This window comes from Nocardia ninae NBRC 108245 (assembly GCF_007990755.1).
GTDB lineage: Bacteria > Actinomycetota > Actinomycetes > Mycobacteriales > Mycobacteriaceae > Nocardia > Nocardia ninae.
Window position 1 is genome coordinate 18,262 of the sequence record NZ_BJXA01000016.1, and the last position, 23,765, is coordinate 42,026.

17 protein-coding genes are annotated in these 23,765 nt (G+C 63.2%); 6 read left to right on the forward strand and 11 right to left on the reverse strand.

The genetic code is table 11. The features are described 5' to 3' along the window. Nucleotides 1-38: 38 nt before the first annotated feature. Nucleotides 39-644 carry a TetR/AcrR family transcriptional regulator gene (locus NN4_RS14555; RefSeq protein ID WP_147130754.1) on the reverse strand — a complete coding sequence of 202 codons (606 nt, stop codon included), beginning with the start codon at nucleotides 642-644 and terminating at the stop codon, nucleotides 39-41. Between the two features lie 111 nt (nucleotides 645-755). On the opposite strand from NN4_RS14555, the gene NN4_RS14560 reads away from it, so the two are divergent. Then, a complete protein-coding gene (locus tag NN4_RS14560; protein ID WP_147130756.1) occupies nucleotides 756-1,571 on the forward strand; it encodes an SDR family NAD(P)-dependent oxidoreductase in 816 nt (271 codons plus the stop codon). 759 nt (nucleotides 1,572-2,330) lie between these two features. Here the strand turns inward: NN4_RS14560 and NN4_RS14565 are convergent. The 5 genes from NN4_RS14565 to NN4_RS14580 form a co-directional block, all read right to left on the reverse strand. Then, nucleotides 2,331-2,948, reverse strand: a complete 618-nt coding sequence (locus NN4_RS14565) for a tyrosine-type recombinase/integrase (RefSeq protein WP_147130758.1) — start codon at nucleotides 2,946-2,948, stop codon at nucleotides 2,331-2,333. A gap of 452 nt (nucleotides 2,949-3,400) precedes the next feature. Next, complete coding sequence (locus tag NN4_RS14570; protein WP_186818421.1) at nucleotides 3,401-4,468, reverse strand: SAVED domain-containing protein; 1,068 nt, start codon at nucleotides 4,466-4,468, stop codon at nucleotides 3,401-3,403. Between the two features lie 128 nt (nucleotides 4,469-4,596). Next, nucleotides 4,597-5,421 (reverse strand): hypothetical protein, encoded by an 825-nt coding sequence (locus tag NN4_RS44965; protein WP_186818422.1) that lies wholly within the window; start codon nucleotides 5,419-5,421, stop codon nucleotides 4,597-4,599. 20 nt (nucleotides 5,422-5,441) lie between these two features. Then, nucleotides 5,442-8,777 (reverse strand): P-loop NTPase, encoded by a 3,336-nt coding sequence (locus NN4_RS14575; protein WP_147130763.1) that lies wholly within the window; start codon nucleotides 8,775-8,777, stop codon nucleotides 5,442-5,444. Nucleotides 8,778-9,516: 739 nt separating this feature from the next. Next, complete coding sequence (locus tag NN4_RS14580; protein WP_147130765.1) at nucleotides 9,517-9,729, reverse strand: hypothetical protein; 213 nt, start codon at nucleotides 9,727-9,729, stop codon at nucleotides 9,517-9,519. A 59-nt stretch (nucleotides 9,730-9,788) separates the two neighbouring features. Here NN4_RS14580 and NN4_RS14585 point away from each other — a divergent pair, with 59 nt between their 5' ends. Continuing rightward, complete coding sequence (locus NN4_RS14585; protein ID WP_147130767.1) at nucleotides 9,789-10,193, forward strand: hypothetical protein; 405 nt, start codon at nucleotides 9,789-9,791, stop codon at nucleotides 10,191-10,193. Between the two features lie 300 nt (nucleotides 10,194-10,493). On the opposite strand, the gene NN4_RS14590 is transcribed toward NN4_RS14585, so the two are convergent. Beyond that, the gene (locus tag NN4_RS14590; protein ID WP_147130769.1) at nucleotides 10,494-11,903 is read right to left on the reverse strand and encodes an NHL repeat-containing protein; all 1,410 of its coding nucleotides are present in this window, start codon (nucleotides 11,901-11,903) and stop codon (nucleotides 10,494-10,496) included. Between the two features lie 1,403 nt (nucleotides 11,904-13,306). Next, nucleotides 13,307-13,552: an Lsr2 family DNA-binding protein gene (locus NN4_RS47135; RefSeq protein ID WP_443093876.1), complete on the reverse strand. Its 246-nt coding sequence runs from the start codon at nucleotides 13,550-13,552 to the stop codon at nucleotides 13,307-13,309. On the opposite strand from NN4_RS47135, the gene NN4_RS14600 reads away from it, so the two are divergent. Both NN4_RS14600 and NN4_RS14605 read left to right on the forward strand, forming a co-directional pair. Beyond that, nucleotides 13,499-14,554, forward strand: a complete 1,056-nt coding sequence (locus NN4_RS14600) for a hypothetical protein (RefSeq protein ID WP_222595061.1) — start codon at nucleotides 13,499-13,501, stop codon at nucleotides 14,552-14,554. The two genes, NN4_RS47135 and NN4_RS14600, sit on opposite strands and share 54 nt — an antisense overlap. A 295-nt stretch (nucleotides 14,555-14,849) precedes the next feature. Further along, nucleotides 14,850-15,977 (forward strand): hypothetical protein, encoded by a 1,128-nt coding sequence (locus NN4_RS14605; RefSeq protein ID WP_147130775.1) that lies wholly within the window; start codon nucleotides 14,850-14,852, stop codon nucleotides 15,975-15,977. Nucleotides 15,978-16,449: 472 nt separating this feature from the next. Here NN4_RS14605 and NN4_RS14610 read toward each other — a convergent pair whose 3' ends face one another. Next, on the reverse strand, nucleotides 16,450-17,670 hold the full coding sequence (locus NN4_RS14610; RefSeq protein WP_186818423.1) for a nucleotidyltransferase domain-containing protein: 1,221 nt from the start codon (nucleotides 17,668-17,670) through the stop codon (nucleotides 16,450-16,452). 69 nt (nucleotides 17,671-17,739) lie between these two features. On the opposite strand from NN4_RS14610, the gene NN4_RS14615 reads away from it, so the two are divergent. Beyond that, nucleotides 17,740-21,351: a WD40 domain-containing protein gene (locus NN4_RS14615; RefSeq protein WP_186818424.1), complete on the forward strand. Its 3,612-nt coding sequence runs from the start codon at nucleotides 17,740-17,742 to the stop codon at nucleotides 21,349-21,351. A gap of 153 nt (nucleotides 21,352-21,504) precedes the next feature. On the opposite strand, the gene NN4_RS45705 is transcribed toward NN4_RS14615, so the two are convergent. Beyond that, nucleotides 21,505-21,711: a hypothetical protein gene (locus NN4_RS45705; protein ID WP_147130782.1), complete on the reverse strand. Its 207-nt coding sequence runs from the start codon at nucleotides 21,709-21,711 to the stop codon at nucleotides 21,505-21,507. A 10-nt stretch (nucleotides 21,712-21,721) separates the two neighbouring features. On the opposite strand from NN4_RS45705, the gene NN4_RS14625 reads away from it, so the two are divergent. Continuing rightward, on the forward strand, nucleotides 21,722-22,276 hold the full coding sequence (locus NN4_RS14625) for a hypothetical protein (protein ID WP_147130784.1): 555 nt from the start codon (nucleotides 21,722-21,724) through the stop codon (nucleotides 22,274-22,276). 182 nt (nucleotides 22,277-22,458) lie between these two features. Here NN4_RS14625 and NN4_RS45710 read toward each other — a convergent pair whose 3' ends face one another. Next, complete coding sequence (locus tag NN4_RS45710; RefSeq protein WP_281289351.1) at nucleotides 22,459-23,271, reverse strand: DUF4236 domain-containing protein; 813 nt, start codon at nucleotides 23,269-23,271, stop codon at nucleotides 22,459-22,461. Nucleotides 23,272-23,765 lie beyond the last annotated feature (494 nt).

A 23,765-nucleotide genomic window follows, 5' to 3' on the forward strand; every position in this document is an offset into this window, starting at 1 on the left:
GCCCCACAGCAGTGCCGGTACCCGGTGTGTCCGCGGAATTACCCGGCAGCGTCCGGCCGCATGGCTTTGAGGAAGACCTCGACGAGGGAGTCGGCGTATTCGGTGGTCAGCGGGCCGGACCGGAGCAGCCAGCGTTGATAGACGGGCGCGTAGAGCAATTCGAGCGCCAGGTCGAGATCGGCGTTTGCGTCGAGTTGCCCGGCCCGTTGCGCGCTGCGGAGCCGGTCCTTCTTGGCCTCGTCCAACGGGCCGGCCAGCTTGGCGTGGTACTGGGCGGCGAGGACTGGGTCGTTGATGATCTCGGTATTGAGCGCGCGGATCGGTCCCTCGAACGCGGGATCGGCGAATTCGGCCACCGTCGCACGCATCACGGTTTTGAGATCTGCCTTCAGGTCGCCGGTGTCGGGCAGTGCCATGCTCTGGTCCGGCCCCTCTTCGCTGAGCGCCAGGAACGCGTCCAGGACCACCGCGCCCTTGGAAGGCCACCAGCGGTAGATGGTCTGCTTGCCCACACCGGCCCGGGCCGCGATGGCCTCGACCGACAACTTCGCATACCCCAGCTCGGAGACCAGTTCGCGAGCCGCGGCGAGGATGGCCTGCCGGGAGCGTTCACTACGGCGCGCGGGATCGGGCTGCTTGACCATGCTCGGATCATAGCAGCGACGCAAGACGAGTCGGTCCGTCTTGTCAGGGTCGGCGGCGAGACGTATCGTCTTGTCTCGTCACAGTGGATCGAGTAGGAGGAGGTGGAGCCCATGACCCGGGTATGGCTCATCACGGGTGCGTCACGAGGACTGGGCCGGGCGTTCGCGGCGGCGGCGTTACAGGCTGGCGACCGGGTGATCGGAGTCGCGCGCAATATCGAGCCCCTTGCCGACCTCGCGCGGCAGTACCCCGACCACCTGGTGCCGATGACGCTCGATGTCACCGACCGCCCGGCCGTGTTCGTGGCCGTGGAGCAGGCGGCCTCGGCCTTCGGAAGGCTCGACATCGTGGTGAACAATGCCGGCGCCATGCTTCTGGGCATGGTGGAGGAGGCGAGCGAGGAGCAGATCAGGGCCCATTTCGACGTGAACCTGTTCGGTGCGGTATGGGTCACCCAGGCTGTACTGCCGCACCTGCGCGCCCAGGGTGGTGGACGCATCCTGCAGGTCACCACGATGGGGACCGGCGGCGGGTTTCCCATGGTCGGCATGTACGCGGCCGGCAAGTCGGCGCTGGACTCGGTGAGCGAGGCCGTGGCGATGGAGGCCGAACAGTTCGGAGTGGAGCTCACCATCGTCCAGATGGGCGGCTACGACACTGGCCTGTTCACCACAGGTACCACCGCGACCACGCCCGACCCGCACTACCAGCAGCTGCGCGACGAGCTGATCGCGATGTGGGGCGAGGACGCCGGACCCGCCCCGGACACCGCAGCTCCGGTGATCATGGAGCTGGTGGACCTTCCGGACCCGCCGCGGCGCCTCATCGTCGGCTCCGGATCCTTCGACGTGGTCCAGCAGGACCTTCAGGACCGTGCGGCTCAGTATCGCGCCTACGAACACCTCAGCCGCAAAGTGCCCGGGTGATCGACCGTCGACGCCGGGCCGATGGGTCGCAGGCGGGGGCAGCGCGCGCGGCGGCGAGAGTGACGGTCAGCTGTCGGGTTCGTCCTGGTGGCTACTTTCAGGCGAATGGCGGTCGGTCACCATAGCGCTCCCATGATGTGCTTGTCAGCGATTCGGCGGTCATCGTTTACCGGCGACACACCGTTCGTGCGGGCCACGTCAGCTACTCGGACAATCTGGGCGCGGCGAACTGGACGGTGGATCAGTTCCGGTGGGGGGAGTTGTGCGGAACCAGCGTGGGCGGTCTGTATCTCCGTGTGGAAGCGCTTGCGGGCATCGCGAGGGAGTGCCGTTTCCGACCGGCGGCCGACATGTTTGCGCAGATAAACGCTGGTAATTAGCGGGTGTACCCGGGTGTCCGAGAACCCTCGGGCACCCGACCCGCGGCTGCGTCACGCGTGACGCAAAGCTGTGCGCGAGAGGGGACTTAAACTCCTCGCCGCGTCACTGATGGAACGGCCGTGTGTTCGAGCGCTGTTATTTTACGTTGCAGGAGCGTAGCACAAGCTGTCTAGCGTGTTGAAAGTCTTCTCTATCTTGTTGTGTTGTAGCAGTTTTCGTGCTGAGTGTGTTTGTTGCTGGGTGGGTGGGTGGTTTCGGGTGGGCGGTGTGGGTTTTGCTGCGGCCGGGAGTTGTGTTGTCGAAAGGTTTGCTGCGGAGGCGGATTCGATGGTGTGGGTGGTGCCGGTCGCTGTGGTGGGCGACCGGCACCGTGTTTTGTTAGTCGGTTTGGTGGGTGAGTAGGGGGTGGGGTTGTTGGGTGAGTGTTGCTAGGGCGGTGGTGATTTCGTAGAGGTCGGCTTTGACGTAGGTGGTGGTGGTGCCGTGGGCTCGGGTGCGGTGGCCGGCGTAGGCGCGGGCGGTGGCGTAGCCGTAGGCGCGTTCGACCCAGGTGAGGGTGGTGTGGCGTAGCCAGTGGGTGGTGATGCGTTGGGCGGCGACCCAGGGGAGGTGGGTGCCGATGCGGGTCCAGAGGTGGTCGTAGCGTCGGCGGGTGATGGGTTTGCCGTTGCGGTAGCGCAGGAGCTGACCTTCTGGTGGGCTGCGGCGTTGTACTGCGTGGTGTTGTAGGTGGGCCATGAGGGTGGGGGAGACCGGTTGCCAGCGGTCGATGCCGTTCTTCTCGCGCAACAGGATCAGACTGTTGTGGGGGTCGAGGTCACACGGGCGCAGGTTCAGGGCGCCGCCGCGGCGGCAGGCGGTTTCGATGTGCAGGCGTAGCAGCAGGGTGTCGAGTTCGCGGTCGTCGCCGGTGATGGAGGTGACGTGGCAGATCTCGGCCAGGCGTGGTGAGGGGATCGCTTGCCGATGTGAGGCGGGCCGGACGGGCCTGGTCAAGCGGGCGGCGGGCCAGCCAACGTGTGGAATAGGTGTTTGTCGTGGAAGCGTCCAGCATCACCGACGGTGCACATGCGGTAGACAATGCTGCGGTTGATCGGTTCGGCGACGGGTGGTGGTGCGGTGCGCAGGCTGTCGATCAGTTCGTCGATCGACGTCAGGGGGGGATGGCTGGTGGGATCAGCACGGCGCGTACCTTCTTGCGGTGGTGCAGCTGAGGTGGAATGTAGTGCGCTGGTTGGGCTGCGGGTGCGTGCTGGCGTTGTGGCGTGACGGGGGTGAGCTAAATGCTGCTCGGGGTGAGGCACTCGGCCGCGCGGCCCAGGTGCGATCAGCCGCACTGCCGGGTGCACGAACAATGACGGCGCATTCGGCCACGTAGTAGTAGTCATCACGCGCAGAAGCGCACTGAACCACCCCTGTGAGGCCGGACGTCCGGGCTCACAGGGGGATTAAGGCCAGGTGGGGAGTTGTTCGTAGGTGGCGGTGTCGCGGTTGAAGGTGAAGGCTTGCCATCGGCCGTGTTCCGCGGCGGCGAGTCGGGCACCGAGTGCGATGGCGATGGAGAGTGCGCCGCTGAGGAAGATCGTGTGTCGGCCGCTGCGGGCGGTTGGTGTGAGGCCTGCGTTGCGCCAGGCGTGGCTGATTTGGGCGACGGCGGCTTCGAAGGTTTCGGGGTTGTTGTTGAGTTGGTGTGTGGAGTTTCGCAGGGTGAGCACGATGCTGATCCGCTGTTGGACGCAGATGGTGTTGACGTCGGAATCGAAAGTGGCGCCTCGGTTTTCGAGGTCGAGTGCGAGTGCTGCGTGGGTGGGTTCGCCTGCGGTGAAGTGGTGCAGTTGTTCGATTGTTAGTGGCGTTCGGGTGGCTGTTGTGGAGGTGCGCAATGAGATTGCGTCGAAGTGGGTGTTGGTGCCGTTGCCGCGCAGGGTTTGGTGGATGCGGATGTCGCGGGCGTGGGCGCTGCCAAGTCGGGTGCCGAACCAGAATCCGGCGTGCAGGGGCATGGTCGGTATGAGATGGAATTGGGTAGCGTCGGGGGTGAGTCGTTCGGCGAGTGTGATGGCGGACAGGGTTTCGTCGGCGAGTGCTTCGATGAGTGGGCGAGTGGGGCGTTGGCCGTCGGTGGTGGGGATTGCGGTTTTGAGGGCGACGGTGCAGGTTCTTTGGGCGTAGCGTTCGGCCTGTTGGTCGAGTTGAGCGGCGCCGGTTAGACCGCGGGCGGCGTCAGGTGCGGTGATTACGATCGCAACGCGAGTGCGGCGGCCGGTGTGCTGGCGCAGGAGTGTGCCCAGGCTGATGACGGCGATTCCGATCAAAGTCGCGGCCACGAAGTACCAGCGGCCGCCTTCATCGGTGGTGACAAACGATTTGGCGGCTTCGACGCCGAAGCCGCCGGCGATGATGCCGCCCACTGTGGCGGCGATGGTGCCGTCCTGCAGGGCTTGGTGCCCGTGGCTGATGGTCGGGGGTGATGTGCCCAGGATCGTCAGCTGCGGGGCTCGTGGGTGGAAGCTCATGGGGGTGCGGGTTCTCTCGACGAGCAGGGTATCGCGGTTCAAGGGTTTCGGGTTGGCGGATGCGGAACGTGGGAACGAGTCGGTCTGATCCGGTGATGACGGCTCGGCCGCCGAGTGAGCCGGGAGCGTTATCGGGTGCTGCCACGGACATCGACCAGGTCGGTCCACACCTTCGCAACGAGGCCGACGAATGCATTGCCTGGCAACTCGGCAATCTCGTTGACAGAATGCGCAAGTCGCAACGCCGGTGCTGCGTCCAAGCTGCCGCCGATACTGAGCTCCTCGAGGATGTCTCGGAAGGAACATGGGAGCGATACGAAGGTGTTGACCAGTTCACGCTCGGCCAATGACTCCAATCGTTCGATCGGTGGCCGCCCGTCCGATCGAACCTCGCGTGTCCACAGCGTTGTCACCACTCTGATCCGACGGTCCAGCTCGTTCTTGGGGAATTTCAGTCCGAGATCCGATGCGACATTGGTTACGACGGCTGGAACACTGACAGATTCGCGGGCCCGCCATTCTGCGCGCAATTCCGCAGACGTAACGATATCGGACGCGATTTCGGACAGCTCAGCCAGAGCCTTGGCGAGACTCTCGGCGAGTGCTACCCCGCAGACTGCCCATTGTGATTCAGCCACACCATCGGTGACCAAGCGGACCCACCTATCTCGTACCTCGATTGCAGAAATCGCATTCGTATGCTCGTTAGCAGTGCGAATGTTGAGGATGAGTGTTGTGAACAAATCCACGGCAGGATGCCGGTCATGTTTATCTTTGAGGAAGGCGATATCATCGGCGAGGGTTTCTTTCCAGAGTTTATAATACGAAGATACCACCTTGCGGAACTCGGCCTCGGTCGAGCTGTCGACCAGCCAGGTGTCTTCCGCTGCAGAGCGTAGCCCGACGCCAGCGCACAACCTCTTCTTCTGATCTATTTCCTGAAGGCTGGACATTGCGAAGATCGTAGCCGTTTTCATTTCACCGACCTCGTCTCGGGACGAGTCGACGACCCACGGATCGGGTCGGCGATGGTGCCGCGCATATTGAAGGCGATATGAAACTTCGGTAGCAGATCGCCTCGCTTCCGCAGCTCGCTGACCGAGAACCTTAACGGTATGAAATTCACTTCCACCGAGAGCTGATCGACCCACACGGCACCGCGTCTGCCATCTGCGGCCGCCCAGGTAACACGGCCGGTGAATTCACGAGCAGTTCCGTCCGGATTCGAGACCACATATGAGGACAGAACGCGCCTCGACATGTCGGTTGATTGTCGTTCGACCGATTTGAAGACCTCGTCCGATATCGCAAAATTGCCGAGATGGAACAGCGATATCCCGCGCAAGAAGTCTACTTTATAGCGAACATACCGGGCGGGGCGTGTGATCAAGTCGGTAATTTTCAGGCACTCTTCCCAATCGGCGCGGCTGAACGGAAGTGCGATCCGCTCGTTGCTCAAAAAGGGGGTACCGGCCTTCAATCTCCAGAACAAATCGAACAGCAGATGCGAGCAACGCCAGTCGTCACGAACAGCGGCGGGAGCGGTCATCAATCGCTCAACTGCTGCGGCGAGGCCAGCTGCGCCGGTATCTGCTTCATAGCGCGCCAAGCAATAGTACGCTGCCGGGTCGCCGCTCTGTCGGAGCACATCCAGATAATTGGATTCTCGCGCCTGATCCTGCATCAGACTGGCGATATTGGCGCGTCGTTGAAGATAGTTTGCTCGCTGGCCTGGGTTCAGTAGCTCCGAGTCGAACGAGTCCAAAGATGCATCGGCATCTGCCAAAACCCGTACGCGGTCGACAGGCGTCAGATTCGACTTTCGTACGAGGTTGTCGCTCACCCAGGCAACAACATCGACCGGATACACGTTCTCGGGATCGAGTGCTCTGGCTTCGAGTGATATTTCTACCACCCGTTCCATCAAATTCATCACCCGGTCTGGTTGGACGGAGTTGGCGGTGAGTTCGTATATCTCAGCGCCGACCGTAGACGCCAGTTCGACCAGCAAGAACAATCGAGTTCTTTTTCCAACGTTGTCTTCATACGCCGTAGCTTCGAGTAGACACCGAGAATACTCCAGAATGCGAAGTCGTTCATCAAACTTCGGTAGATCTCGCTTATTTTTGACGACATACTCACGCCGAAGATTGGCCTCAAGCAGAACCAGGCGTGGATGGCCTGGCGCACCGCGCTCCCGGCGATCGCGCAGCGAGTCGGCGAGGGCTCCATAATAGCGGCTGTATTCGCTCGAATTATTCAGACCTGCTGCCTGTGGTCCGATGCGTCCGATCAAATCGACGATGAATTCAACTTCGCGACCGCCCCAGAGTGTGGAATCGGCATGAATTTCGGTTATGTATTGTGCTAGTATCTCGACCTCGGATTCGAGAGTGATATTCTCTCGCGCCAGCAACTCGGCTTCGAGTTGCGTCCGACTCCCTATGTATTGTTCGCCACTGTTCTCGTCTTCGGTCCATCGGAAAATATCGAAGCTGGTGACCAGATCCACGATCTGGTTGACGCCTGCCCTGCCGATGATTCTGAGCAGCAGTTCCAGTGGTACCGGGAGGCCCCGTCTACCTGCCACGAGTACCACCGCAGTCAGCTGCTCGGCCGTCGAGCGTTGGTCGAAATGGAGGCTTTTCATCTCCTCGTCGGGATGATCGGAGGGCACAAATACTTTGATTTCATAGCCGGCGACAAGCAATGCGTGTGCTACTGCGCCGTAGCATCCGACCTCGGTTCTGTCGAGACTGCGTGCTTGTTTCTCAAGGCCGAATTCGGATGCCCGCATTTCCATTGAAAGGCCTCTGCGTAAGCCTCGCTCCGTCTGCGGCAGGGCTCGGTAGAGCAACGCGAGAAGGGATGATTCGAGCTCATGATCACTCAGCTCCGGGGTAGGGATTTTGAATCGCCGAAGCCACGCTTTCATCTCGGTTATCTCGGCCTCTGACAAATCGGGCGACGCACTGATAATCTCTGATTTCGGTCGCCGTCGAAGCTTGTAACTGCTGCCGACGATCTGGACACGGCGTCCTCTTGCCCTGAGATCATTGTTCAAGCCATAGTATTCATCCGGAGACTCCATGCCATCCCAGATGAGCAGAACGGCGGGCAGGCTGTTCTCTTCGGCCCATGCGCAGAATCGATCTATGTCCGAGAGGTTCGGGCGTTCGCCTCGACGAGACTGGTGCAACACGGCGAATTGACCGGCTCTGGCGATTTCGATGGCCAGCTGACACAGTGCCATTGATTTGCCCGTGGCTGTTTGTCCCATGAGAATCAACGGCTTCGGGTTCGGCTCGCTGAGCCCTTTGCGAACTCGCCTCAGGAGTTCTTCCTCGAAGTCTCTGGTGATCTTCATCCCGCTTGCTATCGACTTCCAAGGTGGCATTCCCTCACTGGAACCGAGAAGTTCGAGCAGGCGCTGGTACTCAGTGGGATCGGGTCCCATGGGTGATGGCTCCAGTAGTTCGGTGTCGATCGGTCGGACCGAGCCGATGACCTGGTTCCAAATATCGACCCCAATTTTGGCGAATCCGTTCTTTACCGGGATGAGGCGTGTTCCAGAACTGTCGGCTGATTCGTACCGAAAATTCAAGACTCCACTATGTGAAAGTTCGTCGAGAGCCTCCGCGGCGGAGGATGAGTGCGTGATCAATTGCCCGCGTCGAACAGCTTCATCTATGAACTGGTCGCGCGCCAATTCTGGTGTCATTGAAAACAGGTGGGCTTGCCCGGGTTGCAGGCGGGTCAAGAGAGAGTACATCTCTTCGGTACTCAGCCAATCCTGCCGACCAAAGCATTCAATTAGAACTATACCGCGAGGCGTTATCAGCTTGGTAGCAAAGGTGAACAGCGTATCGCGCGCGCGTGTTCGAGTGTCACTTTCTTGTATGGCGTTTGTCGGTGGACGTTCGTCGGGAACCAGCTCTACGCCGCCGAAGAGCATTCGTACTATCAACTCGGTGGCACTGCGCGGAAAGCGTCCGAGTTGAGCACCGCCGGTCGCGGCAACTCGCCGCCATGGTGCTTCGAACAAGTGTGGTAGTGCAGCGTCGATGCGGCTGGTGAATACTCCGTTCCAGCTGTAGCCGGCCAGGCGAAGTAGCTGCTCGCTGGGTGCGTCGGAAAGCATCCTATCGCTGTATGCGGCGAATTCTTCGGCGAGATCGGTGCCCGGCTCTGCCTCCGATGGCAGCGGCGGCGGGGCCGTCGACCGATCGAGGCCCAAATTCTGGCCGAGTAGCAGGAAGCGGGGACCATGTGTCAGCCCAAGAATCAAACTGCGTCGTTTGCTATCCATTTCGGATTTCCAGTTCCTGTTTGACCCGTTTGTAAAGATTAGTGTGCTACCTGTCGTGCTGAGGTAGGTATTTGCCTCGGCTTATGTTTTGGCAAATATAAAGAATCCAACTGCAGGTCTTGCAGATATATTGACGACGCCCAGAAGGCGTGTCCTTCCAATATTTGGCTTTCATTTTACGGCGGCGCGAGGTTCGGTACAGTCATTCGAGTGATGGCTTGACTTTTGGCGTTTGTTGCGGTATGCAAGATGCGCGCGCTCAAGCGAGGCAACGGCACGCTACGGTGGGTATGGTCGGCTGCCGACGGGCCCGTCTTGGCCTATTTCTCCTCCTTGCTGCCGGTCTTCCCGACCAGTTCGGTGCTCACGACGTGATGGTCTCTTCCTATATTTAAACTTTGCGCGTTGGTCACTGCGTGGACCGAGCTGAGCGGTTGAGTTCCGGCATGACGATGAGTCGGGCGTTAGAGGCTGCGTACGCGAACACTCTATTCCGCGTGGCGCGCGGTTCCACCGGCCACGCGGCAGCACCTGAAGATCGACGGACACAGACGATCTCGATCATCAGTAGCGCTCTGTACTGCCGAGGAGTGGCACTCTCGATGTCCGCTTTGTCGGTATGCCTTGCGATCATGACTGCATGGGTCAATAGACCTGGTAGGCAATGAATTCCGGTGCAGGGCGATGTTCAACCCGCACCGGAATTCGTGCTTCCGGCCGGGAAATTTCGTTTCCGGATTCAGCGATGCTTGGGACCCGGCCGTGGCCGGGTGTTCGTCGGGGGCTGCGGGTCCAGCGGGCGAGAGCGTCCGGCGAGGGCTGCGGGCCAGAGGACGACGGCGAAAATCGTGTACAGCACGGCCCAGGGCAGCCAGCCCCAGCCTGCCGCGGCCGCGCGCACGAGGCAGTAGATCGTCAGCCCGGGCAGGAGCACGCACGGCGTGAGCACCACCAGCACTCCGGCGCCGACCAGGCCCCACGCCCCGCCAATCGCGGACTACGCTCGTTCGCGTGACTGTCCCGAAACTTCGAGCATCCGACGCGAGCGGACAGACACTGGAGGATCCGACCGACACCCAGGTGCACGACCTCTTCGCGGGCCTGAACGCACGCTGGCCGTTCGCGATCGTGGAAAGGCTCGATCGCGAATCGACGGGCCAGTTCTACTTCCAGATTCACCTCGATTACGTCGGTGACCAGAACCCGGATGCCGACGAAGAGGTCGACATCGACTATGACGTCGAGTTCCGAGACGGTGGCCCGGACAAGCACTACCGAGCCAGGGTCGCCGGCGCGTATCGCATCGACGGAATGGATCTCGCGTACCTCGCGTACACGGTGTATAGCGCGTGGCGGGCAGAAGACCCGCGACTGGAAGATCTGCTGTCGTGGGAATTGCTGAAATTCGACAGCTGAGCTGATGCGCTGGCGGGCCTCTCCAATCCGGCACTTCAGCCGGGCACGGGGGTCGAGGAACATCGGCGTGAAATCTTCCGGTAGCGCTCAATCGGCCTTCCAGGAGGCCGAGAGTCGCGCCGACCCTGGGCGCTACCGCTCATAGTTTCGTGAGTCGACCGTGGCACCGGGGCAGTTACGCCAGCTCGGAGACCGTGTTGCCGCATATAGCGCGCGGCTATATGCGGTTACTGCTAAGCGTGGTGTTGACCGGTCGAGGCCTACCGATGTCCTCGACCGGTCAGCCGATCCATGTTGCAGTCAGTAGGCCCCTGCGGCGATTCGATACACCGCTGAGGGATCTTGGCTGGTCCTCCCGGTCAGGTACAAATCACCGGAATTGGCAACTGCGACATCGGAAAGTATCAGTCCGTTTGTGGGAATCACGGAGCTTGTAGTCGATCCTGTGGGAAACCGCATGAGCGCTGTATCGATGAAGTCGCCGCCTGGCCCGTGGCGCGACACGATAGCGAAGAGATCTCCGTTGCTTGCTGTGGTGCATTTCTGCGCGATTTCGTTGCTGAACAGCGGGATCACTGTAATTGTGGTTCCGTTGTCGAGTCGCAGAATGCCGTGGTCGGCGATACCGCCGGTTTCTCCGTCGTAGTTGCCGCCGGCGTAGATGACCCCGTCTGGCGACGCGGCGAGGCAGCCCGATCCGGCTGCTACCTCGGTGCGTCCAGGATAGTTCGGCTGCAGAAACGGCAGAACCGTCGACGTGTTCGTCCCTGCCTCGATCTTCTCAACTCGATTGCGAGCGTGACTCTCGGGTGCTGTCGGATCTTTTCCCAGCACGTACGTATTGAATTGACCGTCCACTGCCACGTCGACGAGGCGCTGCACCTGCGAGTACGGCACGGTGACCGCTGAGGCTGCTCCCGGGGCCAGCTTTTGCACGAGATGTCCGCCGGCGGGACCACCTGGGGTGTCGGCTACGTACACCGCCCCTGCCGTGTCGGTGGCGATTCCGACGACGTAGTACAGCTGAGCGAAGGGCAGCTCAACGGGAGTCGTCGAACCGGGGGCGTACTTGACGACTTTGCCTCCCTGCGTGTGGCTTGCGAGGTAGAGGTCGCCATTCGGGCCGATCGCGAGCTGGCTCGGGTCTGGGAAACCGGTCAGCGGGACCTGCTGCAACACACCGGATCCGCCGGTAGAACTGCGGGTGATGGTCAGACTCGCGGGGCCGCTGATCGTGGCGACCAGTCCACGTGCCTGCCCGTCAAATCTAGCGAACAACTCCGTCAAGCTGTGCGCGAGCGCCAAGACGTTGCTGCCCTTTTCGGTGAGCGCGCCGGTCTGTTCGGCATAGCTCACCAAGCACTGCGTCACGATCTGCGCTGAGGACAACACGTCGTCGACGTTGCTCGGGTTCTTCCCGGCCAGATCCATGGATTGGCGCACGCACTCGCCGGCCGGTTTGATTTGGGCGAGCGGCTGTCCTCGTGTCAGGCGATCGGTGACGAGCTTCATCGTGGTGACCAGGATTTGGAAGGTGGTCAGTCCGGCGTTCGGCGTCAAGGTCGCGGAGCTCGGCGGGAGGTTCGCTTCGAACGACGCCGATCCGCCGGTCAAGATCTGGGTCGCGTCTCCGTCCAGTCCGGCACCGATTTCCCCTGCCATCCAGTTGAAGACATCATCGACGGTGCCGATCGTGTCGGTGTTGATCACGCCGTCGATAGGTGGATCGGTCGTTGCGTCCCATACCAAGCTGGTGTTCGAATGCAGCGTCAGGCGGGCTGCACCGGATGATCCACGATCCAGGCACGGCCAGACCACATCGTCAGTGCCGGGAACTGGCCCGACACCAGGCGAATTGACTCGTGGCAGTGAGTATTTCGTCGCACCGTCGATGTAGTCGGTGAACGCGCACCCGGGCTTGGGGTACCGGGTGCCGGTCAGCTCGCCCCACTTCTGTCCGAGCCACGTGCTGGTCTGGTCCCAGTTGATCTCGAACGGAAAGACAATGCTGAGTTGTCCCAGCCGTGCGGTGAGCACCTTGGTACCCGGATCCCATGTCGCATCGGTCCATGTCGCGGTTTGGTCGCCCTGGTGCTGAGACAGCAGTTTCGGAACCGAACGGTGCGTTGTGCCGCCAAGACGATCCGCAGGCAACCCGGATAGGTTGTACCGCAGGGTGATCGGTGTAGCGGGCTGCATGTTGCCGTCGCCGAGCCGGATCGACACCGGTGCTGCGATCACATCAGCGAGTTCGGCCTGCGCCGCGTTGAGCTGGGTGGAAGCCATTGCCACGGTGACGGCGGTGCCGACCGGTGCCACGCCCGAGTCGCCGGTGACTTCCACGGCACCAACCACGGCAGTGAATCCCTCCGGCCCGACCGTGGTGGTCAACGGCGGCGGTGTCGGGGGCTCGTTCCCGCTCCCGGAGCTTCCGCTGCCTGTATCGGGTAGCGGAGCCGCTTCCGCGACAGATGCAGACATCGGACCGGTCAGGACCGCCACGGTCAATACTGCGACGGCGGTTCGCCACCGCGCCTCGGCGCGTGCAGACCGAAACCTACCGACCATTTGTATTCCTTTCCAGCAAAGTCGAATTCACAGCTGCGAGTCAATCGCACAGGGTTGTCGAATAGCTGCACTCGACTGAGCGGTTCAGTGCTCGTTGGCCGATTTCCGCGTGCATTTCCGGGCAAACTGGACGCAGAATTCCGACCAGTACTCGCTGAGGATCGACAGAAGGGTTGGCCTCGCAATTGTCGATCGCGACCGGGGCGGGATCGGTACCCGACATTCCGCCGAAGTTCAGGCCAGGCCGACCGTCGTGTTCAGGCGGAAGCGACCCGATTCGGTCCAGTGTGGGCAGCTATCGACGGTGGGTGTGCGTGTCGCAGTCCGGTCGCGGTGTGAGCATGAAAACCGGGCCGTGGCCGATTGAATAGCGGGTCATCGTCCAGTGGTGGGGTCGGTGGGTGTATGGGTCACGTAGAAGGACCCTCGCAGAACTCGCACAGCAGCCTCCGCCGTAGGTACGGCGTTCGATAATCGACAAACGTTGATCAACAGTTGATCTGGCGACTGCGCGCGCACACTTGAAGAGCAGCCCCCCGTGCGGTCTATGCGTTTGCCTTGTTGTATGCCTCGGTGACGTCAGGGAGATTCGTTCCTCGGGCCGATACTTTGCGTCCGTTCTTGGTTGCCCAGTCGCGGATGGCGGCTGAGTCCAGTGCTGCCCCGGGGGCACGGAAATTGGCAGGCCGGACGTGGGCATGCCGATGTACGCTCAGCTCTTCGAAAAGGAGGCAACTGTGGGTGCCGATGCGAATGCATTTGACACGAACGCGGAAGCGGCACAACCGCAATCCGCGGCCGGGCCCGACCGTGTGCAGAGGCAGGTCGGGTACACAAGGTTGCCATTTCTCGGCGCCCACATCTCAGGATTGCCCGCGCCTACCGTGGAGGAGCTGGGCATCGAGTGGATCCACGACGTGTGCCACCGATTGTGGATGTATCGCAGTGCCGATCATTTCGAGCCCGACATTACGGTCCCGATCGCGGAGAGCCAGTGGCGTGAGACCCGCGCGCTTTCAGGCTCGACCGCCGAGTCTCTGATGCTCGGTACGGCGGCGCTCATCGAGATCGCGTGGCTCGAACGGGGCCTGCAGCAAGGCAAAGTCGCGCCGCGGATGGGATTGGGCCAGCGGTACTACGCGGACACGGTGTGTGAGACCTCGATTGCCGTCGGGCACCGCCTGATCAACTTGATTGCCCGTGTGCTGCGCACCGACGCTGCGACACAGCAGCGGATGGCAACCCACGGCGTGGGCGGAAAGAAAGTCCTAAAATGGCTTGGGCCGGGATACAAGCCGTTTAATTCCACCGATCGTGGTGCATGGCTCTCGCTCAACGAGGTGACCCTCAACGCGCTGCGCGATGTCGCTCCCGCGGGCCAAGGCGATGTGGCAGCGGCTGTGAACCGGCTGGCAGACCTGGAAGCCTCGCCGGAGTGGGGCGACGCGTTTGAGCACCGTGCCGAGAACTTTCACCGCTGGCGTCTTGAGCATGAGTATGTTGCCGGTGTCGATCAGGTCTCAGGCAACGCGCGTGACGTCTATGACCACACAAACCAGATCGTTACAGGTAAACGGTATGGGGGTTACAACGACGTGCGGTACTCGGCCGCTGACGGTCTCGGCGACCAGGCGGTGGTTCGTGCCCGCACGGGTCTGGTGGCGACCGCTCATGCCGCCGACGACGTTCTGCAGCATATTCTCGATGCTCTTCCCGACCTGACGAAAGGCTGCTGGATCGAACTCGGCACCTCGACCATCACCTCGGGCAGAGGAGGTCGGCGGAGGTCATAGCCGTCTGTTCGCCTCGCGACTCCGTCGATGCGCGGCGGACGAAGGCGTCGGTGCTCGACGTAGTAGTTCAAAGAGGAACATCCGGTAAGCCCACGCCGCTGTGAGCGCTGAGTGAAGCGGCCACGCTGCCGTGGCCCGGCCTCAGGTACGTCGTGTGAACCAACCGCTCCTAGCCCGGCACCGCCCAGGGCAGGAGTACTTAAACCCGGAGAGCGGTCGCTTGCCTGCGGGTAATGTGCTTCATCATGCTGCGGGGGCGGATCGCCTGCTTGCCGCACGCTGAAAGGTAGGGGTCATGGGGCTCCGACGCGGCCGCTCGGTCAACACGGAACTCGAAGCGATGGCCTTCATGGCCATCAGCGACACACCGGGCGCCAGCCCGAGCCCTCTCCGCGATCCCGCTCGCATCGCCGCCGTTGTCGAAGTCTTGCGCTCCGGGCTGTCCGCGTCCCTGGGTAGTGCAGGCCGGATCCATGGACTGCGCGTTCAAGCGCTCTTTCAAGCTGTCGTGGTCGCACTGGGGGCAGTGAAGTTCATCAAGCCGGAGGACTTCGGCATTTACTACAGCGACGATACGGACGGCGCGATCCTGCCCGCCGATTTCATGCTCGTCCTCGCGGACGGGCAACGAGTGCTGGTCGAGGTTAAGAACGTCGCGCCGAAGGATATGTCCGAGGGTTTCGTGATGCGCCGCCAGGACTTTGACGCTCACAAACGATATGCCGCGATGGCTGGTGCGCGACTGCTGTTCGCACACTACTGGGCGGGGTTGAAGATCTGGACCCTTGTCGACGCTGACATCATGACCGTCAACGCCAACAAGGTCCGGCTCAAGATCAACCAGGCCATGCGGGCCAGCCAGATGGCTGCACTCGGCGACGCCTGGATCGCGACGAAGCCACCACTGACCTTCACCGTCCACGTCGAACCCGAAGGCCAGCAACGGCTCGGCGACGGACACTATGAACTTCAGATAGCGGCCATCGAGATCGCTGCCGCGGGGCATGTACTGACCAATCCGGTCCAGAAACGAATGGCCGTCACCTTCATGTTGGGGAGCGACTGGACCGAGAACGTCGAGGTCCAGTTGACCCATGCCGACGTGGTAACAAAGATCGTATGCATACAGGAACCGTTCGGAGATCAGGACTACATCGACAAGATTGCCGAGCAAGGCTTCGCGTTTCTCGGACCGCTCAGCGCCGTTTACTCCCGCCTCTACCACATGGACACTGTCGACGAAGACGGTGAGATAACCGCGTTGAGCTCGGAACCTGAACCCGGCTTCTTGCGTGATCTCATCCCAGACGACTACTGGGAACGCGACGACGATCTCCTGCCTATCTGGAGATTCCAGATGGAGAGCATTGACCCGGCACACACGCCCGAACGTCCGCAAATCAGCGTTAGACGTTCTGGATAACATCCGGCCCAAGCTGACTCCAGCCAGGGCGAGTGAGCGGTTGAGCCGCGAACCGCGCGTTCGAGGACGCGCGCGCATCTAGAACGAGTCGTAGTCAGTCGCTGGTCCGTTCACGGACGATAGTCTGCTTGAGCTGTCCACGGGAGCTCGAACGATGTACGCGAAGTACGCGGGATGATCGAAACGACTGGACCGGCGATACTTTCCGCCTTCTACATATATCTGGATTTGGGCCGTGCCACCCGCCGCGAGTATGGGCCACGTTATGAGAATCGACCTCTGGTTGTGCCCTTATTGCTGTCCAGTACTTGCCAGCTGAGTTAGGCGAAGGCGCCGAGTATGTGGCCCCAGTCGCTGTTGTGGTTGGCGGTGAGGTGGGCGGGGCCGTCGGTGTGCCACCGACAGGGTCTCCGTGGCGTCGTAGACGGATCCGCCCGGCATCCGGGATTGGCAGACCCTGTGCCCTCCTCGTTCAGTAGCCCTCGTCCAGGAGCCGGATGATGTACGGGTTGAACACCTCGCGCCGGACGTGGGCGAAACTCGGGCGCACCAAGGCATGCGGGTGCCTTCCGGCCTCGTACCGCACTCGGTCGGCGAGTTTGGCGCGAAAGCGGTGCAAGGCGGGCCGCACGTCGAGGCGGTCCCATACCATGTCCGGCTGAGGGATCAGCATCATCTGATAGAAGCCCGGACAGTAGGCGTCGAACTCATCGAGATGATAGACGCGAGGCGATCGCAGACACCCGCCGTCGACGGCGACGGTCTCCAGCGGGAGATGGTAGCTGCGCCCGGCGAACGTGCGGACATGGTCATGCTCTCCGCGCGGCACTTCGCGGTAGTCGTGGACGGTCCGGCTGGCGCCGGCCGTCTCCGGCGCTAGCCGGGGTGTCGAGCCCACAAGTATGTGGTCCAGCGCGGACGTCGTCATGAAGTGAAGGCTGAGCAGGTAGTCGGCCGGTGCGATCGATGATGGCAGCAACGGGTCCGGCGTGTCCTCTGGCCACGTCTCGATCTTGTGACTGAATACGGTCCGGCCGTCATCAAGACGGTCGGTGAAGATTTGGGCCCGGTAAGCGAGATAATCGACGTCTCTCGCCGAGGCGCGGGAGAGGCGCGACAATCGGCTGACGATTGCGTCGAGGGCACGGCTGTCGTCGATGACTACTAGCAGGTCTAGGTCCGAAGCCGGTGCCCCGTATCGATTGCCCCGGACGTAGCTGAACGGAGCGTAGCTCGTCGAGCCGACCAACAGGCCCGAAGTGCTGGTGTCACCGAGAGCCTCACGTAGTGCGCGGGTGTCCCGCAGTCGACGGCAGGTCTCGACGACCGCCTCGTAGAGAGACGGCCGGCGCCGGGAGCCTCGATAGGGCGCCAGAGCCAGAATCCCGCGGTCGTCGGTGAAGTGGGTGCGGTACAGGTCGACGTCGACAACCTCATGCTGGTTGACGTCGGCCAGGACGGCCAGCAAGTGCTCACACATGAGCTCCTCCCGCCCGACGTAACTCCACGAGATCCGCAGGACAGCGTCAGCGAGGGCATCGGCGAGCGGGTCGGGCACGTATCCTGCTGTGCCGCCACTGAGAACCTGTATCCGCTGCTGGTAGAGTGCCCGCAGCCGGCGCCAGTCCGCCTCCCGTTCGGCTGCTGGCAGCACGTCGGCGACCAGACCCCGACGACGATAGCTTGTGGTCATGGCCACAACCCTCGGCGCTCCGGATCGGTCCGGCCAGAGGGTTCGGACGGACGGATGCGGCCGGTAGGTATGGATAGGGAAGAGGTCAAGAACGCTCTCGCGGACGCGCTGCACAAGCTTGCCGGCCGCGGCCACCTCAACCAGGAACTGGGGGAGGTCCTTGGTGCAGCCCGAGCCACTCTATCGGACTGGAGAAACGGCAAGAGCCTGCCCGACACCGTACGTGAGGGCTCGGACGGCCTCACCGTCATCGGTCGGCTTGAAGCACTTCCGACCTCCGACGAGGTGCGCGCTGTACTCCTTCCTATCCTGCAACGGGTACGCAGCCTGGCCGAGGCGAACGCTACGTCGCCGCGCCGCGGTCCTGACCTCGCCGAGAAGCTCCGGCCGGGCGGCACGGCCCTGCCGTCGCCTCCACCGAACTTCGTCCCGCGTCCGGCCGAGGGCGGTCGGTTGATCTCTGCCCTGATCGACGCCGACTCGGCGACCACGGTCGGTCTGGGATCGGCCGCGGCTGTCCACGGCACCGGCGGATACGGCAAGACAAGCCTCGCCGCCTGGGCCTGCCGTTCACCGGATGTCCAGGCGGCGTTCCCGGACGGTATCCACTGGGTCGAACTGGGTCGTGATCCATCGACGGAGACGATCGTCGGCGCGTTGTCGGATCTGGCCGCCATGCTGAGCGGTGAACCGCCCCGGGGCTATTCGACGGTGTTCGCCGCCGGTGCCGCGTTTGCCGGGGCCACGCGAGGCCGGCGGGCTCTGATCGTTGTCGACGACGTGTGGAACGCTCGCGATCTCGACCCTTTCCTGCGCGCCGACCCGACCTGCAAGCTCCTGGTGACCACACGCCAGCCGCGAAGCCTCCCCCCAGACGCCGTCCGGATCGAGGTCGACCGGATGACGCCGACGCAGGCACAGGCTCTTCTCGGGGCGGGGCTCGACCCGGCGACACAGCCGACGATCTTCCGCCTGTACGAGCGCTCCGGACGCTGGCCGATCGTGCTCAGCCTGCTCAACGGCGTACTGCGGAGCATGGTCGACGAATTCGGGCTGCCTGTCGCCGACGTCGTCGACGACATTGTCGCCCGACTCGATCGCCGTGGTGTCGCCGGGCTGGATGCGATCGCCGACGAGCGGGATCGGACCATCGCCGGCACTCTCGAGCTCAGCCTGGACGAGCTCGGCGCCACGGCGGGGGCGGACACCGGGCGGCGAATGGTGTCATTGTGCTGCTTCCCGGCAGGCACGCTGATTGATTACTCGTTGCTGGAGATCCTGTGGGGCGCCGACCGCCTTGACGTCCGCCGGACTTGCGCGGCTCTGGCCGCTCGCTCACTCGTGCAGGGGATCACCCGCGACGGGGTGCACCTTCACGAAGTGATCCACGACTACCTGCGGCGCTCCCGCTGGCCGGACGTCTTCACAGGGCATACGGAGCTGGTCAGGACGGCCCGCATGATGGTGACCGACGGCTGGCACGAGTTGCCACACCGGCTACCGGCGCTCGTCAACCTGCTGGCGTACCAACTCGTCAACGCCAACCTGGAGGATGAACTTCGATCGGCCTTGTCCGACCTGCGTTACCACGCAGCGCGGATGGTCGGCTCGGGCCCGGCCGGCCTGGCCAACGACACCTTCATCTGCTCCACCGCGTTCGCGCGCGATCCGTTCCTGGCCGCACTCGCCCGCTGCTTGTCGCTGGAAGGCCACGTGGTTGTCGGTCTCGATCGTATGGAAGATGTCGCCTCGACGTGGTATAGCCGCCTGGTCGGGCACCGCGAACTCCGATCCGGGGTGCAGTCGGCGGCAGACCTGCTGGCTGAAGCCCTGGTCGCCGAGCACCCGTTCCCAGACTTTCCCGATGAGCGCCTTCAGCAGGTGCTCCACGGTCACGCCGGCCCGGTGTCGGCTCTCGCCTGGCGCGACGACGGCAACCAGTTGGCGACCGCGTCCGAGGACGGCACGGTCCGGGTGTGGGAGCCACGGTCGGGGCGCGAACTGCTCAGCGTCCGCCTCCCCGCGGACCGCAAACCCGGCCGGCTCGCATGGAGCCGGGACGGTCTCCACATCGCTGCCGGCGGCGACGGGTTCGTGGCGCTGATCGACCCGGTCCTCGGCGACGTGCTGGCGCTCGAACCGCTGTCGGGTCCGGTCGGCAGCGTACGGTTCGCCCCCGGCTCCGACTATCTGCTGGTCGCGACGGGCGACGGCTTGGAAACCCGCATCCTGGACGGTCTCCGCCAGGGAGCACGGCTCGATCTCCCGGCCAAGTCGGCGATCTTCCTGGCCGACGGTCGAGCACTGGCCGCTGGGCTCGACGGCCCCGGACAGCTGTCGACTCTCGACGTCGCGACCGATTCCCTGTCGGTGCTCCGGCAGGTGGTGACCTCGGCTCAGGTGATCCGCGGCTTGGCCGGGCACCCTTCGGGCGATTCCGTGCTGGTCCTCGCGGCTGGCCCCGCGCTTCTACTCGTGGACTCCGGCAGCCTGGAGGTCGTCGCGCGATCCGCCGATCAGGAGTCGGCCCGGTCCACGGCCGCGTGGAACGACACCGGGATCCAACTCGCGGTTGGCACTGGAGACGGTCACGTCGACGTCTGGGGCCACCCTGAGGACGGCGCGGTGCATTTCGCCCCGGCCGACCCGCTGCGGCAGTCCTGGGAGGACCGGCTTGGATTCGTCACCACCCTCGATTACCACCGCGCGCAGGTGCGGGATGTGGCCTGGCAGCCTGGCGGCGACCAATTGGCGGTGGCGACCCACTCACCTGTTGTCCGCCTGTGGGGCGGCCTGCACGCCGATCGGGCGGCGCCCACCGACACCGGTTTGTACTGTGTCGCCTGGCAGCCGTCAGGCTCGCTCATCGCTGCAGGGAGCCTCGACGGCGAACTCCGCGTCGTGCGGGTCGGCGACGGCCATTCGTGGACCCGGGAGGCGCACGGCGGCCAGATCCGCGGGCTCGCGTGGTGCCCAGACGGCACCATGCTCGCCACGTACGGCGAGGACGGAAGACTGCTGATCTGGTCGGTCGAACCCGAGCCGAAGCCGCTGGCGTCGGTCACGCCGAACCAAGGGCCGGATGCGGCGATGAACGACTGGCCCGGTCCGGTCGTATGGACGACAGCGGGGATCGTTGTGGCCACGGGCGGCTTGGTCTCGTTGATTCATCTGATCGACCGGACTCTACGGCTCGCGGGCGAGGCGAATGTCGGTCAATTCGTCTCCGCCATGGCCTGCGCGCCAGGCGGAACACATGCCTTCGTTGGCACCGCCGACACCGCGTTGACCGTCGTGGACTTGGCTACGATGCACGTCGCGCACCACGATGCCGGTGACGAGACGATCACCGCCGTTCGTATGGTTGATGGGCGACCCGTCACCTGCGACCTGATAGGCCGGATGCATATCTGGGACCGGGAAACCTGGCGACCCCGCCCGTACGTCTTGCTTCCGACGGACACGTTCTACGACTCCGACGTGAGCGCCGACGGCGACGTGGTCGTCGCGATCGGCAGCGAGGGTTACGTATACCTGCGAAGTGGGGTGCCGGACAGACCTGCGTCGCGCCTGCGGGTCGACGCCGCCCTGAACGCCTGCGCCATCTCGCCCGGCGGCGACCAGGTCGCGTTTGCCGGAAGCGCTGGGCTGTATCGCTGCCGGATCGGCTGGAACACTTGATGATCCGGAATCCATGCTGCCCGCGGCGAGACGGCCGCGCCGCCAGCCACACCGTTGACTCGCAGGCCGGCACGCCGACGCGCTCCGGCGAGCCCACGAACCGCCGGAACCCCGGCGGCGTCGATGCTGGATTGTCTTCGTGGCCCGGTGCCTCTAGCTGAGGTAGTGGGTCACGATGTCTGCAACGGTCCGGGTGGACGTCCCATGGACCTCCGGCGATGCGCTGCTGGTATGCGAGGGATCGCCGCCCATGGTAGCCAATGGCTCGCCGTGGTAGTCGGTCTTCGCACTTCCGGGCTTCGGCATTCGAATGCGATACTTGCGGTGGTTCTTCTTGGGGGTGCCGATGACCGTACTCATCGCTGCGGCAATGACATTGATCGGAGTCGCGGTCGGCGGCTGGGTCACGCTACGAGCTCAGGACCGGTTGTTGCGACGCGACCACAGCACCCAATGGCGAGATATCCGTTTGGCGGCCTATACCGGCTATCTGGCCGCGTTTCGGGAGTACGTCGCCTACGTGCAGCGGCCGGGAGCGAATGTAACGGTGGTGCCGCGTCCGGTGCGGCCGCACGACCCGATGCCGGTTTTCGACGAAGCCGGAGCCGTCTATAAGGAGCGACTGGAGGCCGCCAAGACCACCCTGCGGCTGGTGTCGGGTCAGCCGCGCGTCGTGCGCTCGTCCAATCTGATGGTGCGCTGCGCCCGTCAGCTTGCTGCCGAACGCGCCGAGCATGCCGTCGAAACCATACCGGCACACACCTTCGAGCAATTGTGGTCCGCCGAACGGGAGTTTGTGCTCGCCGCGCGCGCGGAACTGGGATTGCCCCACGACTTCGAGATCGGGGACCGGCCGACTCGGCGTCCCGGGAGCAACGCGGACGAGCTGTCGCCGCTCGCGGTATGGATTCAGGCACCCGAATAGGGTCCGTCCAGGGGCCTGTCCACGCCCGGGGCGAAGTCATCACCGCGGACGTGGGCGAAGCTTTGCCGCAGCATGGCGTGCCGATGCCGCGTTGTCGCGATTCGGACGTGCTGAAGCGACACCTTTAGATTGGCGTGCGAATGTCTCGCCGAGTCCACGAGCGGACGGTTGGATCCAGAGGATCAGCGGGATGGTGCGGTGTGCTCAGTCCAGTTCGTCCCGTCCCACCAGCGCAGGACGGTGGGCTGAGCGCTGTCCGGGTACCAACCGGCCGGCGCCGATGGTGGAGGTGGGCGCGGTGGAACTACCGGGTCTGTTGTAGTGGTCTCGACGGCCGCATGCGGTGGTCGGTGCCCGTCGACTGGCAGGTCAACGGTGCGAAGGTGGCCTCCGGCAAGCGCCTGTGCCAGTGCCTCGCGCAACGGTTCGAAGCGTTTGACCTGCTGTTTGGTTACGAGGACGGCGTTTGGGTTCGCCGCAGCATCGATTGTGGTGCTGGCTTCTGGGTCTTCGCCGATTACTACGAATTTCAAGTACCCATTCACCAGCATTGACGGCGACTTCCACTCAACATGCTCCAGGTAGTTGAGTGGGATTCGCCTCGACTCGTACCCGTTTACGTTGGCTGAAAGCTTCGCGACCACACCGGTGCGTTGGATGTTGATCCACCACCCGTCGAAGGTAATGGTGCCGTCATGGCCTTTGGCCGTAATCAGTTCGGGCAGGGCCAATGGCTGGACGTCACGGGGTTCGGCCGACGTTAGATGCGCCCGCATCGCTGGTTGCGATGTGGCCTGGTTTGCAGGTTGGGCGGCATGTCCGACAACTTTCGTGTCGTAGATGCCAGTCCCGGGTACGCGGAGCGTGCGCCGTAGTTTGCCGTCCGCACCGATGCCGACCCGGACTGGACCGGCGCCGGCGCTGACGCCGATGCCCTTTTTTGATGCGGTGAACCGCACAGGGCCAAGCTTCTTAGACTTTCGGAACTGGACCATATTCGGATATCGGAGCTGGCAGCACGGGTGATACAGGTCACTCCTTTGGATGCGAGTTTCGCAGACATAAGCGCCGACGCTGCGGCGGGCCGAACGCAGGATAAAGCCGATGAGCGCTCACACTACGTCGGCGATGTGCACCGTCAGCGCCTCGTAGCCACGTCGGCGCCTGGGCTCGCCTCGACCGTGATCACCATCTCTCGAGTTGCCCGATAACCATGAGTCGAGGGCGCCCACTGGATCCGGTCCGGCCACCTCATGCCGCACCGTCCTAGCGATAGTTGCCCGATAGCCGTAGTTATCTGGCAACTTGCGACCGTTCGAACAACCCGCCCGACACGTTCCCTGAACAGCATCGGTACAGGAGCCACTACGGCCTGCGCTCCTGGTGGACAAGCGGCAGACAGTCCGCCGGTCACCCCGTGTCGATTCCGGTGCGATCCTGACCCAGTAGTTCCGGGCGAACGCTGACCCACCCTGTGACGAATCATGAG